This window comes from Pseudoflavonifractor sp. BSD2780061688st1 E11 (assembly GCF_005844125.1).
In the GTDB taxonomy this organism is placed as follows: Bacteria; Bacillota; Clostridia; order Lachnospirales; family Lachnospiraceae; genus Sellimonas; species Sellimonas catena.
In genome coordinates this window covers 55,765-71,020 of the sequence record NZ_SPHM01000013.1, presented here as the reverse complement: position 1 = coordinate 71,020, position 15,256 = coordinate 55,765, and the positions used below count along the sequence as shown (strand labels likewise).

11 protein-coding genes are annotated in these 15,256 nt (G+C 42.0%); 2 read left to right on the top strand and 9 right to left on the bottom strand.

All coding sequences use genetic code 11. The annotated features are described in order from the left end of the window. Positions 1 to 29 precede the first annotated feature (29 nt). The 5 genes from FGQ85_RS07900 to FGQ85_RS07880 form a co-directional block, all read right to left on the bottom strand. Positions 30 to 6,017, bottom strand: coding sequence for a SpaA isopeptide-forming pilin-related protein (locus FGQ85_RS07900; RefSeq protein ID WP_171027915.1), 5,988 nt, complete (start codon positions 6,015 to 6,017; stop codon positions 30 to 32). 458 nt (positions 6,018 to 6,475) lie between these two features. Next, positions 6,476 to 7,105 carry a sigma-70 family RNA polymerase sigma factor gene (locus FGQ85_RS07895; protein WP_138373132.1) on the bottom strand — a complete coding sequence of 210 codons (630 nt, stop codon included), beginning with the start codon at positions 7,103 to 7,105 and terminating at the stop codon, positions 6,476 to 6,478. Positions 7,106 to 7,583: 478 nt separating this feature from the next. After that, complete coding sequence (locus FGQ85_RS07890) at positions 7,584 to 7,820, bottom strand: hypothetical protein (protein ID WP_138373131.1); 237 nt, start codon at positions 7,818 to 7,820, stop codon at positions 7,584 to 7,586. A gap of 223 nt (positions 7,821 to 8,043) precedes the next feature. Then, positions 8,044 to 8,460 carry a hypothetical protein gene (locus tag FGQ85_RS07885; RefSeq protein WP_243128510.1) on the bottom strand — a complete coding sequence of 139 codons (417 nt, stop codon included), beginning with the start codon at positions 8,458 to 8,460 and terminating at the stop codon, positions 8,044 to 8,046. 13 nt (positions 8,461 to 8,473) lie between these two features. Continuing rightward, complete coding sequence (locus tag FGQ85_RS07880; RefSeq protein WP_138373130.1) at positions 8,474 to 9,745, bottom strand: DNA repair protein; 1,272 nt, start codon at positions 9,743 to 9,745, stop codon at positions 8,474 to 8,476. A gap of 294 nt (positions 9,746 to 10,039) precedes the next feature. On the opposite strand from FGQ85_RS07880, the gene FGQ85_RS07875 reads away from it, so the two are divergent. Both FGQ85_RS07875 and FGQ85_RS07870 read left to right on the top strand, forming a co-directional pair. Then, positions 10,040 to 10,462 (top strand): helix-turn-helix transcriptional regulator, encoded by a 423-nt coding sequence (locus FGQ85_RS07875; RefSeq protein WP_138373129.1) that lies wholly within the window; start codon positions 10,040 to 10,042, stop codon positions 10,460 to 10,462. Positions 10,463 to 10,557: 95 nt separating this feature from the next. Then, positions 10,558 to 11,082, top strand: a complete 525-nt coding sequence (locus FGQ85_RS07870; protein ID WP_243128509.1) for an ImmA/IrrE family metallo-endopeptidase — start codon at positions 10,558 to 10,560, stop codon at positions 11,080 to 11,082. A gap of 43 nt (positions 11,083 to 11,125) precedes the next feature. Here FGQ85_RS07870 and FGQ85_RS07865 read toward each other — a convergent pair whose 3' ends face one another. From FGQ85_RS07865 to FGQ85_RS07850, 4 genes are all read right to left on the bottom strand, one after another. Further along, positions 11,126 to 13,102 (bottom strand): hypothetical protein, encoded by a 1,977-nt coding sequence (locus FGQ85_RS07865; RefSeq protein WP_138373128.1) that lies wholly within the window; start codon positions 13,100 to 13,102, stop codon positions 11,126 to 11,128. Between the two features lie 226 nt (positions 13,103 to 13,328). Next, on the bottom strand, positions 13,329 to 13,916 hold the full coding sequence (locus FGQ85_RS07860) for a hypothetical protein (RefSeq protein ID WP_118637002.1): 588 nt from the start codon (positions 13,914 to 13,916) through the stop codon (positions 13,329 to 13,331). An 11-nt stretch (positions 13,917 to 13,927) separates the two neighbouring features. Then, positions 13,928 to 14,227, bottom strand: a complete 300-nt coding sequence (locus tag FGQ85_RS07855) for a hypothetical protein (RefSeq protein ID WP_118637000.1) — start codon at positions 14,225 to 14,227, stop codon at positions 13,928 to 13,930. Between the two features lie 24 nt (positions 14,228 to 14,251). After that, positions 14,252 to 15,238, bottom strand: coding sequence for a DUF6017 domain-containing protein (locus tag FGQ85_RS07850; RefSeq protein WP_118636998.1), 987 nt, complete (start codon positions 15,236 to 15,238; stop codon positions 14,252 to 14,254). Positions 15,239 to 15,256: the final 18 nt, after the last annotated feature.

Sequence of the window (15,256 nt, the reverse complement as noted above, 5' to 3'; positions counted from 1 at the left end):
TATTTCAGTGAACGCCCGTTTCCAACTTCTTATTTCCTTTTTCTTCTTAAAACAACTGCCACAACAGATCCGCAAAGCCCCAGACCAAACAATGCAGACCATAGCAGAATGTTTGTATGGTCTCCGGTCTGCGGGGCATCCACGGATGTGGTGTCCTGAGGCGTCTCCGGTGTTTCTTTCGGCTCTGCCTCATCTTTCATGATAACTTTCTGGATCTCACCGGTATCTTTTACCTCAAACGCTACATCCTCTGCGACCAGATAGCCTTCCGGTGCGGATTCTTCATGAAGTGTGTACTTTCCAATCGGAAGCATCTCGATATAGTGCGGTTCCTCCGTGGAAGTCCAACTCTCCACCACTTCTCCATTCTCGTCCAGGATGGTCAGCTTCGCTCCCGGCAGCTCTTCTCCGACAATATCCGTCTTAGAGATTTCCACCTTTGTCACATCGTCTTTCATTTCGATCTTCTGGACTTCTGCGGTGTCCTCCACGGTAAACTGGATACTCTCCGCTGTCACATATCCAGGAGCCGGAAGCACTTCCGTCATCGTGTAGGTCTGTCCAACCACCAGCTCTTTTATGATATGGGGCTCTTTGCCGGATACCCATTCATCCACGATTTCTCCGTTTTCATCCGTTACCGTCAGCTTTGCTCCCTCAATCTCCTCCCCGGTAGTCAGGGAAGTTTTGGTAAATTCAAAGACTGTCGGTTCATCCTCAAAGGTAAATTCATACGAAACTGTCGCTTTGCCGGAAGATTCCGCTGTAAAAGTAAACTCCTGCACCTCATCTGTGGTGGCAAATCCCGGAGCCGGAGAAGTCTCTTTCACCGTATAGGAAAATCCAATGGGAAGATCCGCCTCAAAGGTCAGTTTTCCATCCTCGCCGGTTGCCTTTTCCTCGATCACGGTTCCCGCTTCCAGAACCACATCTCCATCTTTATTGGTAATATCCTCTTTTGCGGAAAGTGCAAACACAGCCCCCTCCAGTACCCGGTCAGAATCCTTCTCTTTCTTCAAAACAGAGACTTCCACTTTCTGGCGGTTATTCTGCCAGTCTCCAGACCAGGTAACTTCTGCAGTATCCTGATCCACATAGGTCAGATCGATCTCCCGGATCTCCCCGTCCAGCACATAGCCCTCCGCCGTCTCTTTTTCTTTTACATAGTATCTTCCAAGTGGAAGGTCAGAGAGCTTTGCAATGCCTGTCTCATCTGTGGTAATCGTGGCGATCAGCTCGTCCTTTTTGTAATAGTCCTCACTTTCGCCGTCTGCCGCCTGGATGTCTTCCAGTGCGTATACCTCAAAGGTTACATCTTTCAGAGTGCCGGTAATATACTCGAAGATGTTGCTGATCCAGCCGCCAATGGTATCGGCCAGTGTCACGTCCTCCAGAAACTCACCTTTCTTGTTGATGATCAGCGTTCCTGTTGGTACATCATCTTTCATTTCCACTTTCTGGATCTCCGCTGTGTCTTTCACAGTAAAAGTCACTTCTTCTGCTTTCAGATAGCCATAGGGAGCCCGTTCTTCCCGAAGTGTATAAGTCTCGCCCACCGTCAGCCGTTCAATCAGATGTTCCTCCCCTTTTACGGAAGTCCAACTGTCAACCACATTTCCGTCTTTATCCAGGACAGTCAGCTTTGCGCCCTCCAGCTCCACGCCGGTTGTGAGATCAGTCTTTTTCACGGAAATCTTTGTCGGCTCGTTTTCATATTCAGAGGACAGTTCCACCACCGGGATTCCCTGCCCCTGATACTCTGCAGTTACTTCTACAACTTTATCGGAAGAAACATATCCATCCGGAGCCGCTTTTTCTCTGATATAGTAACGTCCAAAAGGAAGGTCATTCATAAAGACCGCTTTCCCGTTTTCATCAGACAATGCCTTACTGATCAGCGTGTCGGCTTTCACAAGTACCTCGCCATGCGCCAGAATATCCTCTTTGGCATACAGTCCAAACACAGTGCCTGGGACTGTAGCCTGTGTTTCAGCATCCTTTTTCACTACGGATACTTCCACTTTCTGACGGTCATTCTGGAAAACTGCTTCCTGCTCGATCACAGGTGTCTCCTGATCCTTATAGGTAAAGGTCACTGTCTGTACTTCCTCGTCCAGCACAAAGCCTTCCGGGGCTGTCACTTCCATGATCTTGTAACTTCCAAGAGGAAGATCAGAAAGATATGCTTCCCCGTTTTCATCCGTAGTCACAGTTCCCACCAGCTCGCCGGCAGCGTATTCTAAAATACGGTTCCCCTCTGCGTCTTTCTGGAAATCAGCGGTATAAATATCCTCCGCAGCGGAAACCTCAAAGACTGCACCTGCCAGGTTTTCTGTCTGATAGACAAAATCCTTGCTGAAACCGTCCAGCACTTCGCCCTGCTTTACGATCTTTAGCTGTCCTTTGACCGGATGATTCTCATAGACCACTTCAATGATCACATCCCCGGAAACACTGTCCACCTGGTAAGCGGTATCGGAATCCACGGCAATCTCATAGTAATTCTCATTCAGCGTATATCCGTAAGGCGCTGTGACTTCCTCAATCCGGTAATGCCCGATTGCAAGATTCTGCGGCAGAATCAGATAGCCTTCCTCGTCCGTAAAGAAAGAGGTATGAACCTCCGTTGTCGGATAAGTCGTCACCTGCTCAACGTATTCTTTATTGTCCAGGTCATAGATCCGGAACTCCGTGCATTCCTGCAGTACCGGCTTTTTCGTCTCATCATCCTGCTTGATGATTTTCAGCTTCGCTTCAAATTCTTCATCCAGAAGCACTCTCCATACCTGGGGCGTGTTCTGATTATGCTCTGTGATCCGCACGATAAAATCGTCCACTGGCTTGTAGTTGTGGGGCGTGGTTGTCTCACGGACAAGGTATGTGCCATAAGGAAGAGCAATACTGCAGGCATGTCCTTTCTCGTCCGTAAACATCTCTGTCGCTCCATTCTCCCCGATCACCACCGGTTCTGCGGAATCAAAATCATAGCTGCCATCTTCTTTTACCGTCAGATCAGAAAGAAGATATGCTGTAAATCCGGCACCGGAAAGCAGATCGGCGTCCGTCTCCCCGTTATTAGCTGCTTTGATAATCTCAAAGGGCTGCTTCTTTACCTGTTCCAGTGAAACGCACTCCCGCTCCACGGTTGCTGTCAAATCTCCTTCATAGCTGCACACCAGGTCATGTTCCTGCTCATCTGCCAGATACCCGACCGGAGGCGTGATCTCTTTTATAAAATACTCTCCAAGATAAAGATTCTCTACAGACGCTTCCCCGTTCTCATCCGTGGTCAGCGTTGACACCCTGTCACCGGCTTTATAGATCACGCCGGTTGCCCCGTCCGGATGGACAATATCCTCACGGGCATACAGGCCATACACCGCATTTTCCAATGTGGCGTCTCCCTGTGGAGCTACCTGGTTCGTCTCTGCGTCTTTTTTCTGCAAGCGGATTGTGGCGTTTACTCTCTCATTGGTAAAGGTATGGGTAAATGTCACTTTCGCTTCGCTGTCATTGGTATAAGAGAACGTAAAGGAATATACATCTGCTTGGTTCCGCACATAACCTTCCGGAGCCTGGATTTCTTTCACATCATAGGAAAATCCTATTGGCAGGTCTGCCGTAAATACGGCTTTTCCATTCTCTCCAGTCACCGCTTTCTCAATCAGCGTTCCCTTAGATACCACAACACTTCCATCTGCATTTTTAATTTCGCTTCCCGCATACAGGCCAAACACGCCGCCATCCAGAGGATTTAAGGTGTCCTTGTCCTTTTTCAGCACGGAAACTTCCGCTTTCTGCCGGTCATTGACAAAGGTACTCTCGCTGAATACCGTCTCCACGTTCTGTCCGGCATAGGACAGCGTGACTGTCTTTTCCTCCCCGGCATTATAAAAATTCTCCGGAGCCTGCACTTCTTTAATGGTGTAGGTCCCAAGGTGAAGATTTTTCAACACGGTGGCTCCATTGGAATCTGTTGTCAGGTTCGCTTTTACCAAATCCCCTTTACTGTAGACTTTTGCGCCGTAGGCAGTTATAATATCCGCTCCCGCATAAACGTTATAGACAGCGCCCTCCTGCCTGCGGTTCTCATAGCGGAAGGTGACGCCATCTTCTGTCACATCCGCACCGGTCAATACCTGTCCATCCTTATAGATTGTAAGTTCTCCCATCTGCTCCTGATCCGGAACAGTAACGGAAGTTGTCTCATTCGCCACAAGGTTTACGTTATAAGCAGACACATTGATCCGGTAACCAGATGGAGCTGTGATCTCTTTCAGGTACACCGTATCCTGAGTCTTTACAATCTCTGCTACAGCAGATCCATTCTGGTCCGTAGCCGGCATTTCTGTAATCAGTTCTGAACAGTCCTTATCACTGTATATGCCAAACACTGCTCCGGATAATTTTGCGTTCTCATGATTGGAGTCCACTTTGATGACCTCTACCTTTGCCAGTTCCAGCCATTTCACCGAAAAACTTACATACTTTTCATCCTCTACGCCCTCGCCGAATACAAGGGCAAGATCCTGATGCTCACTCCCGGTTGTGATCTTATAGGCAGAGTAGTCTTTTGTAATACTTCCCTGCATCTTTGCCGACCACGATCCGGACACGTCTTTTGTCTGGGTGAGCGGTGCGGTCAGATAAAACTTTGTACCTCCGGAAATCGTGACATCCGCTCCAGCAGCGCTGACACTGCCTGTACTGATGTTATGAAGTTTCACCCCATCCGGCAGGTTCATAGTGATTGTCTGCTGACTGGATGCATTAAACGTAATATCTTCTGTTCTCTGCTGGTCGCCATCAACATATGCAGTCACTTCCGCATTAGAGAAGGACATTTCTACATCCGGAATATCCGGCTGTCTCACTGCATAATGATACAGTTCCATAGCCAGAGCCTCTCCTGTGCTGTTGGTTCCATAAAACGCATCGCTGCTCCCATTTGCATATGACGCCGCCAGATGCGTTACAATAAACCGTTTCCCCGCAGAAAAATCCTGATGGTAATTATTAAAGAAATATGCTGATCCCGCTGCTTCTGTTCCATAATAGCAGACCTTTGCCAGTTCTTTATTCCCTTCCAGCTTTGTGATCTGATATGTGCCGCTTCCCGGTCCCGGTTTGGACGGCTGTACGCAATATGCTGTTGCCGTTACATTTCCAAAAGACACAGTAAATGGAGAGGTCAAATAGGAACCAAGTCCATAGTCTGCATAGTAGTACCACGATCCCTGGGTAATAGTGACTGTCTGGGAAGCTCTGGCCGCCCGTGTCATCGGGGCCTTAGCTGTAAAAGTTACACTTTCTCCCTGATCAAGACCCTGAATGTCTACGCCCTGTTCCTCTGCCTGAATGAGAACTTCTCCCAGAGACAGACCGGTTTCCTCATCTACGATTTTCTGTCCTTCCGTACTTTCAATCGCTTCATCCAATGCTTCCTCAGAAAGCATATCGCCCTTGTCCGGTACATCCTCTGCTTCTGTCTGACCTACCTGATCTGATTCCGTGTCTGATAGCTCCTCTTCACTGTCAGAAGTTTCTCCATTCCCTGAGTCATCATCAGAAGAACTGTCTGTGTTGGCTGTACTTTCTGCTTCCGTCTGTACCTCTTTTACAAGGATGTTCCTGCTGATCTGATAGACCGGATGGCCGGTTGTCTGCGGTTCCACATAATAGACCGCCTGGTAGGTATCCTCATGATCTGTACTAAAGGAATTTCCACTCTCATTCTCTGCATCATGGAACGTCACTTTTACCTTACTGTCATCCGGGATCTCAATCCCGGAAAAATCAGAAGTAATATCAAAGGAAGAACCAACCGTAATCTCATAATCGTTTGCTGTAACGACCTCGTCCGGATCCAGCTGATCTTTGATCTCCTCATAATAAGGGATCTTCTCAGATGCCGGTTCCGCAGCATAGGCAACTGCAGGAGATAATGCCGTGGACAGAAAAGAAATCAGCGCCAGACATCCTGATACCACTCTCTTTGCCATTCTTTTTCTTTTCATCTTCTTAAATCCTTTCTGAAATTTCATTTTTACAGTAACTTTTTTTCATTCGATTTATATTCTGATCGTGCCTTTCATCTCCTCCCTTCCAATATATTTGCACTGCCTGGGACAGTCGGCTTTTATAAATGCCGGGATAACAGTACAAAAATATGGCGGTATCTATTCCTTTGGAAACAAACACCGCCACACTGTTTCTACTGTCATCATCTTTATGAATCAGACAATTATTTTTGATTTAAGATTTGAGCATTTTCCTGTTTTCTTTCTCAGATCCGTTCCTGTCCCGGGTTCCAATATTTCCGGAACGTTTTCTCTGACAAGACACGCAGGATGCATATTCAGGTCAGGTATCACTCTGAGCAGGGTATTCACTTATCAAGGTGCCTGAGAGTTTTTAACCCCCTCACCTTTCAGAAGTGACCTATACCCTTTTACAAGGTGAACCTAAAAATTTTTTAATTATTTCTTTCCTGATGCACATATTCAGATAAAATTTTTAACACCCGTCTGATCATATCTGAAACACTCTGCTGCGATACACCGAAATGATCTGCAATATCCTGCTGTCTCCACTGCTCAAAATAAAAAAGATAGACAATATCCCTCTGACGTTCATTGAGTTTTTCCATCATTCTTTTGATAAGATCATCTTTGGCCATACTTTCCAGAATATCTTCTTCATCATTTCCTATCTCACCGCACTCCTCGACCAGACGGTCATACGAACATACCTTATGATTAGATTTAATTCTTTCCTGATTTCGTTCCAACCGGTCTTCCGCTTCCATGATCAAACGGACATACCAGTTTTCATTATCAAAAAATGAAGACTCATATATTTGAGCGGCATCCTTTACTGACTCATAACCATAAGTCCCACAATCTTCAATAGAGAAGACGGTATAATGCTTTCCTGCCCGGTAAAGAACAAAGCCATTCGCATACACGCTGATTGCTGTTTCCCGTGAAAGAATTTCCTTTACGATCACTTCTTCTCCAGATTCCATTAGTTGTCTCGCAGTTGGAACCCTCCCGTTGCTCTCTGTAAGATTTACCATTTTTCTTAACTCTTTTAATGTCATCATATGGACCACCTTTCTGCCTTGCGGCTGCGGGTGGTCCTGGGTACAGATTTTGCTTCAATTACGTTTTTGTAAATTCAGGCACTACAATAAGCCCTGGACTCACCCGTTTTTTTTGAACGGGAGCCCAAGGCTCCAGATTTATCCCTCTACTAATACAGACAGAGACGGGATATTTTACAATGCGAAAAATATTTTTTATTCTAAATTTCCAATCACATCACCACCTTTCTCTACAGCTCTTTATAGAATAAAAGGTTTTTAGGAAGCGGTATTTTTGCAAAGATTGATTTCTAACAAAAAAACCCGGCAAAACATATGACGATTGAAATTACGCAGATAAACTGCTTCTCAACCGTAAATGTTTTGCCGGGCTCTTAGTGATTCCAGTCAGGTTCAGCTCCTTGACAAACTCTTGATATCTGCCGCTGTCTTGATGGTTCCAGCCAAATTCACAGCCTGAACAGATATCTCATCCTATTTAATTTTTCTTACCGGATCCGGTCCTGAAACTCTGTGCATAAACCCTCATTCGGGCTTTCAGCTGTTCATCTCTGATGATCATAGGCCGGACAGATACGATATCATCCTTTACCAATACTTCCAGTGTGCTCTTACATTTTTTACAATCCACCTCCGAATCACATTGGGAACTCTTCTCAAGAAAAGCTCCGCATACAGGGCAGTGAACGTGCCATTTATAATTATCTGATCCCATAGGTTCCTCCTTCAAGCAATAAGAATTTCATTTATTACTCAACGGATCAAAGGGAAATCAAATCCGCCTGATGAGCTTCATGCCGCCCATTCCGAATAGCGCCAAAGCTGCGCGGACGTACATGATATCACAATTACAGATTTGCTTTGTAAATCTGCTGCATTCGCAGGACGTCTTTTCCGGCTCCCACTCACCGGCAGGCTCATCCTGTTTCCTGCAATCTTTAACATGGTGTCTCTAGCATTTCAAAACAGTCTCCGGACAGATCATAGAGATCCTGGATCTTTATTTCTGCATCTCCTATCCGCAGATGGATCATCGGATCATAAAAATCAACGATCCCCTCTGCCGTACGATGCTGCCCAGTTCCCGGATACATCCTGCTTTCCTGATAATATACTGCCCGGATGTTCATACCCGGCTTCAGTAATTTCAGTTTCATATCCAGTTCATTTTTCTTTTCATCCGGTAAAATTCTTTTTGGCTCATAAATTATCTCCTTTTCCTTTACACTCTCTTCAAAACCTTTTAATGCCGCAAAAGGAGCAAACTGCTTTGCCCGCCGTTCCACGGCCATTGGATATCTTTTCGACAGAGGTCTTGGTAAATATAAGATCTTCTGATATGCCGCCGTCAACATCAAATCATCTCCCCTATTTTCTGTGGCCGCCGATCTGATTATTGCGTTCCCTGTATGTAGAGCAGTCTAACAGGTTTGCTCCCCGCATGATCGCATTTTTCCCATAACGCCTTTTCACCTCCAGCACAGCTTTCTGCAGATTTTTTTCTTTTTCCTGTGAATATGGATCCGAAAACAGATCGTATTGAATATAACTCTCAGGAACAACTTTATTCGCGCAGATCTCAATCCGCCTGATTCCTGTATGTCGGTCTGTGATCTGCCTGTACAGATTTTCTACTGCACAGATAATCCTTTTGGAGCTATTAGTAGCATCCGGAAATTTCGCTGTTCCCCTGGATGGCTCCAGTCCATAACGGTGGTCATATGCGATCCACAGCGTCACAGAATTTGTAACAAGCCCCTTTTGTACAAGATCCAGAACCAGTACGTCCGTCATTTCTTTCGCAACAACGACTGCCTCTTCATACCCATAATTTCGCATCAGTACCTGTCCGTTAGATAAGCTGTGGTCTTCTGTATGATAATTCTTGATATCTCTCATCCTGCAGGACTCACATCCCCAGGCATGATCGATCAGAAGCTCCGCATCAATGCCGAATATCTTAAAGAGAAGATCTTCTGAGGTAATCGATGCAAGAGCGATATCACCCATCGTATGGATCCCATATCCAGAAAGTTTCTTCTCTGTCCTGGATCCGATCATCCAGAAATCACGGAGGGGCTGATGATCCCAGAGCTTTTCCCGATAGGAAATCTCATTCAGAATGCCGATATGGTCATCCACATGTTTTGCTACGATATCCATTGCAATCTTAGCAAGATAAAGATTTGTTCCCACCCCGGCAGTAGCCGTAATTCCAGTTTCATCCATCACTGCTCTCATCAATTCCACTGCCATCTCTTTTGGTGTCATATGATATAGATGAAGATATTCCGTGACGTCAATAAAACATTCATCCACACTGTACACATGGATATCTTCCCGGGAAACATACCTGAGATAAATGCTGTAAATCTTTGCGGAGTAATCCAGATAGAGCTGCATTCTCGGCATAGCAGTGATATACTCGATGTTTTTCGGGATTTCATGGATCCTGCACCGGTTCTTTACCCCAAGGCTTTTCATTGCCGGAGTAATAGCAAGACATATCGTGGATTTGGACCGTGTCGGATCTGCCACAACCAGGTTTGTTTTAAATGGATCCAGCCCTCTTTCCGAACATTCAACGGAAGCATAAAAAGATTTCAGATCAATACATATATAATAATTCTGACGTTCCATGCTGCCCTTCCTTTCCTATCGGCAATATTCCCAATTGCCTCTTTCTGGTTTTCTGATTGATCTTATATATTTCCTGTCATATCAAAATCGGCAATCTATCCGGTTTTTATTGACAAAACAGGAAATATTGTTTATATTATAGGCAAGTAGTTGCCTTCTTGCTATGGTTTACATTATAGGCAATTGATATCCCATTGTCAAGAGGCAAGATATATAAACAGGTAAGTGTTTTCCTCTTTTGCTCGGGAAGTACACTTTACCCCCAGAATAACCGCTTAGAAAAGAGGTATTGTTATGACTTTCGGTGAAAAAATCAGAAATTTGAGAAAATCAAAGAACATGAATCAAACCCAGCTGGCAAATTCCATAGGCGTTTCCCTTCGTACTATTCGCGGATGGGAAGCAGAAGGGCGCTATCCAAAGCAGCATGATCTTTATCAGAAACTTGCTGACACGCTTGGATGCGATGTTTCATATCTGATGACAGAAGAAGAATCATTCATTACAGAAGCTGCTGAACAGTATGGTTCCAGAGGAGCACGGCAGGCCCAGCAGATCCTAGAACAGGCTGCCGCCATGTTCGCCGGCGGAGAACTGACAGATGAAGATAAAACAGCTTTTATGGACGAGATCCAGACGCTGTATCTGGATTCTAAAAAGAGAGCAAAAAAATTCACTCCAAAAAAATATTTACCGAAGGAGAGCACTCAGGAATAGGCTGTCCGTTTTTTGGGACACACTATTTGATATTGTTATAGATGTAAAAATGTCAACGCTATATTTCTCCAGACATTTTATTTGCATAATGTGGGGTGATTCATTTGGGAAATGATTATATATACAAGAAGACAGAACATCTTGTCCGGAAATTTAAGACCCGCGATCCAATTGAAATATTGAAAGGACTTAATGTCATCGTTGGAGAGTCGTCAAATTATCGGAAGCTCAAAGGATACTGTTTTATGAGCTGCCAGACCATCTATGTGATGCTCAGCAGTTTTCTTTTAGAAGAGGAAAAAAGGATCGTAGCCGCCCATGAACTGGGGCATGTTATCCTTCACCGGACACAGCTTAAAATGGCGCCTATGTCTGACAACAGACTTTACAATATGATTAACGAGACCGAATATCAGGCGAACCTTTTCGCCGCTGATCTCCTGATTGAGGATCAGGATGTAGCGGAACTGTCAAAAAACGAAGATCTGGATTACTTCAGCTTCTGCAGTTCTCTCTATGCGACACCGGAGCTGATGAGTTTCAAACTTTACAGCTTGATGAAAAGAGGACAGGCATATCATATGCCGATGGAGATCAACAGTGGGTTTTTGGCGAAATAGTAATAAAAGCTACCAGTTTTTAGCGACCAGTAGCTTTTTATTATTATGGCTTTCTATATCTCGTTTTTGTAATTGAATTTATAAAAACTCGCTGCTTTTTGTCTTGCTGATATAATTTTGTGAATTGTAGGTCTGCATCCCATTTGTCGACTGCCATTTTGTATGAGGGTAAATTCCTTTTCTGTGCTTTAAAAAATTGTAAATACGATATGATTTGCGAAGCACTGAGGATTTTTTCATCCATAATGTTAGCAAGAATTGTTTGCCTCTGAATATCCGTCAATCCAACTTTTGCTTGTACGTTATAGCCATTTTGCATTAGAACGGATTCACCCTTAATGTCAGCGAACCCATTTATACCAGATTTATAAAACTCTTCTTTTTCAATCATTTTACAAAGAAGAATTCCTTTATTAAATACTCTATCATATTCACTTCTCAATAAAAAATAGCAGCAACATTCTTTACAATATGATGCTGTAACTTTTTCTTCTGTAATGGAACCATCAGGTCTTAGGACTTGGATAATTCCCAGAACTTCTTCTAAATGATGCTTATCAGAAATACATCTAAACACATTTGTTCTAACCACAAAATCTTTTGATGTAATACGATGCACATTTTTAGGAATTTCTCTTTTCTTTTCCTTTTGACGCTTAGTGTCCTCATATTGAATATCTTTAAGAATTTTCCTATACAAAATTTCATATTCTTTGTTTTTATGTGGAACACTGTTATTCCTGCCATCCACGTCTAAAGAGAAATGCACCTTCCATTTATTAAACTCAATCTTACTCCCTATAACTGAAAATACACATTCTTTTCCGTTATAAGACGTAACAAAATCTTGTTCAATATACTGACTTGATTTATTCCATCGTCTTTTCTTCCAGTGCAGTACATTCTTTTGAGATTGTTTTATAAGATCATCCAACAGACTATAGTCATTTTTGCGTTTTGTAAATTCTGCAAAAGCAGCAATATATTCTTTTTTTTGAGCTTTAGAAAACTTTTTCAATTTAGGTCTGTAGTTTTCTAAAAACTTAATTATATTGCCATCTATCTCATAAATGCGCATCTTACGCACTTGATAATATGCTTCTTTGTTTTCTAGGAAAAGTGTTAATATATCTTTATTTTCAGTAATGATGAAATCTGTTAAATGACTTATTTTTATCGGTTCATTCATCACACTTTGATAAATGATTTGCAAATACTTATCATACTTTTCTAAATAATACTCCTTGGGCATTATTTTCCCACTTGAATATTTTTTCAAGAACTCTTTAATGGTTTCAGCTATCTCAAATTTATCTGACTTCAAAAGCGTTTTATAAACATTTCTATCCTCAATAAAAACATCCAGAATATCCATATCGATCTCATCGATAATCTTGTCAGATAACGTGAGAATTGTCTTTTTTTCACCATTTGTAGTTGTAGCCTCAATCAACTTAGAATGAATTTCTTGTTTTATAAGATATGCCGAGCCTCTTGTATGATATCTCTCCTTTATTTCACCAAAGTATTTACCTTTAACTTTAAAACTCTCTAAAAATTCAACCAAATATGGTGAAACGTCAATATATGGGGATTGAACTATTTTATAATAAAAATCTTTATCCAGTAGATAAACATCTAAAATATCTATATCTATATTAGGTATAAGCGCGTTAGAAAAATTATTTATACATATTGTCATTTTCCCTTTTTCTACCGGGAATTGTTTCATTTTTTCAATTAAATGTTGTTTATACGCTATAAGTTCCCGATTCTTTTCATTTTTAAAATATTTTTCATAGCCCTTTATACATTCTAATCTTTCTTGAACATAGTTTTTTTGAGGTGAGGCTGAATATTCCTCCAAATAATTTAGAATATATTTTGAGATTTTGTAATTATCAGAATGTACTATTTCCTGATACTTGCGTCTATCTGTCAAAAAAATATGTACAAGATCTTCTTTTCCATTAACCTTGGTTATCAAGCTACTTATAACAACCGCATCTGCATTTCCCATATATCCAAAATCCTCTGAAATATTCTTACTATTTAAGCCAACTTAGATATTTGCCGCCACCATCTACTTATAAAACAGTACACTCGTGTCGCACATCATGAGTACTATATTATAACCTTATTTTACGCTAATAATATTCGCCTAGCAATACGAAACTATAGCAGTGACAAATGTTGCTTGTGTAAAAGGCTCCTGATTTGCAATGAATCCGGAGCCTTTTAATCATCTACGAATTAAGAATATGTATAGCATCGTGGAATCCCTGAATATATGTCACTTTCCCATGTATCCTGATTTTATTATCCAGTTTTTCCAATAGTTCCTGCACAATATCAGAGTCTCCATCATAAGACAATACCGTTTTTAATTTTTTTGTGCTTTCTATAATATCATGTTCTGCTTTCTGATATTCTTTATCTTTCATCAAGGTCTCTTGTAAATAGGTTGCTTCCTGCATCTTATAAAATTTACTTATAAGATTTTCATTCTCATTTCCCATCGTCATATTGCATCTTTTCAAATCTTTCTCGCACCTGAGATTAGTCACCACATCAAGGACGAGAAGCACGCCTAACTGCAATCCGATTTCTGTATACACACTTGCTGTCTCACTGGAAAGCTCATTAGATAAATCCAGCAATTCTGATGTAGGATTGGAATCATATTTTCTTACTGCTTCCTCAAATTTATTATACAACTCATCCAGTCTCTCCTCATAATCCCTCGTATCCTCGTCTGGTCCCAGCCCAAACAGCAGAAAATCTACAACGCTTCGTATTGTTGCTTTCTCGAATATTTTATGTATATATGGCATAGTATCTCCTTTCACCAAGACAAAAGTCTGTCTGCTACACGCCCTCTCAGCATATCCACAGCCACTTCAATAAAGCAGCCAAAGAACAAAATCAAAAATGCCGCTATCTCAATGCATAAGAGCACTGCCACCTGTATCCAGTCCTGATAACACACTATTGTTCCGATTATCAGAAGAATCAGAAGAAAGCTGAAAATCCCTTTGACAAAACCGTACAAGTTTACCGTCAGCTTAATACAGAGACTGATCAACAGAAGTATAATCCAAACGGGCAGTAATATCAGTTTCTCTATCAGTTTTATAATAATCATTGTTCTGATTTCTCCCTTCTCTTGTCAGGCAAACTGCGGCATATCGTGATTTACCTCTGCCTGGTAGTAGCCATCAATCGTGGCAGGTGCATTGAATAAGGCCGCAAGCATATATTTCTTAATGTTTTTTACCTTTGACGTATTTTTCTTCAGACACTCAATCACATACTCGATATGTGAATATTCCAGCTTTAAAAATTTGCTTTTCACCAGTTCTGCCGGATACCAATTGCTCGCAATCAGGATTTCTTGATTCTGGCACAATACTGTCTCCAGTATCAGTTCATAGATTCCCTGGATCAGATCTTTATCAAGGGGATGACTGATAGTCAATCCATCATAGTCGATATTCTCTTTGATCTGCTCTTCATATGCCTGCATAATCGCCAGACGATCATCTGATCGCACATCAGCAGATCTGATTTGATCTGATTCATTATCATTCTCTTTATTATAACTCAAATTATTATAATTAGAGTTTGATTTGCAAACTTCTTGAAGTTTATTTTCAGGACTTCTTGAAGTTTGATTTTGGGACTTCTTGAAGTTTATTTTACAAACTTCTGTGTCATCCCCTTTTTCATCAGTAGTTTGTATTGTAAACTTCTGTGATTCAATCTGAGGGGTTATAACATCTCTATCAGGGATTACGAATGATTTGACATAGATAATATTTGTCTTTCCAAATCCCTGCCGTTTCTTTTCAATCAGTCCGATCCCTTTTTCCTGATCCAGCTCTTGTAAGGACTTAACAGCTTTATTTCTTCCACAGTTCAGCAACTCCATAATATCCTCAATGGAAAAATAGATATACGCCCGGTTCTGTTCATCAAACCACTGATTTTTAATAGATAATGACATTCTGTCCAGCATCAATCCATAAAGGATTTTCGCATCACTGGAAAGATTTTTAAAATATTCATCCTGAAATAACGCCTTCGGTATTCGATAAAAACTGTACTGATCGGCCTGCGTGCCGTAAAAATAATCAAATGATACTTTTTGTTCCATACACATCCTCCTCTCATC

Bases quoted from the DNA above. Each gene is read 5' to 3' on its own strand.
- FGQ85_RS07855 (WP_118637000.1), bottom strand. From the start codon at position 14,227: ATGATTATTATAAAACTGATAGAGAAACTGATATTACTGCCCGTTTGG.
- FGQ85_RS07860 (WP_118637002.1), bottom strand. From the start codon at position 13,916: ATGCCATATATACATAAAATATTCGAGAAAGCAACAATACGAAGCGTT.
- FGQ85_RS07880 (WP_138373130.1), bottom strand. From the start codon at position 9,745: ATGGAACGTCAGAATTATTATATATGTATTGATCTGAAATCTTTTTAT.
- FGQ85_RS07895 (WP_138373132.1), bottom strand. From the start codon at position 7,105: ATGATGACATTAAAAGAGTTAAGAAAAATGGTAAATCTTACAGAGAGC.
- FGQ85_RS07885 (WP_243128510.1), bottom strand. From the start codon at position 8,460: ATGTTGACGGCGGCATATCAGAAGATCTTATATTTACCAAGACCTCTG.
- FGQ85_RS07900 (WP_171027915.1), bottom strand. From the start codon at position 6,017: ATGAAAAGAAAAAGAATGGCAAAGAGAGTGGTATCAGGATGTCTGGCG.
- FGQ85_RS07875 (WP_138373129.1), top strand. From the start codon at position 10,040: ATGACTTTCGGTGAAAAAATCAGAAATTTGAGAAAATCAAAGAACATG.
- FGQ85_RS07850 (WP_118636998.1), bottom strand. From the start codon at position 15,238: ATGGAACAAAAAGTATCATTTGATTATTTTTACGGCACGCAGGCCGAT.
- FGQ85_RS07865 (WP_138373128.1), bottom strand. From the start codon at position 13,102: ATGGGAAATGCAGATGCGGTTGTTATAAGTAGCTTGATAACCAAGGTT.
- FGQ85_RS07890 (WP_138373131.1), bottom strand. From the start codon at position 7,820: ATGGGATCAGATAATTATAAATGGCACGTTCACTGCCCTGTATGCGGA.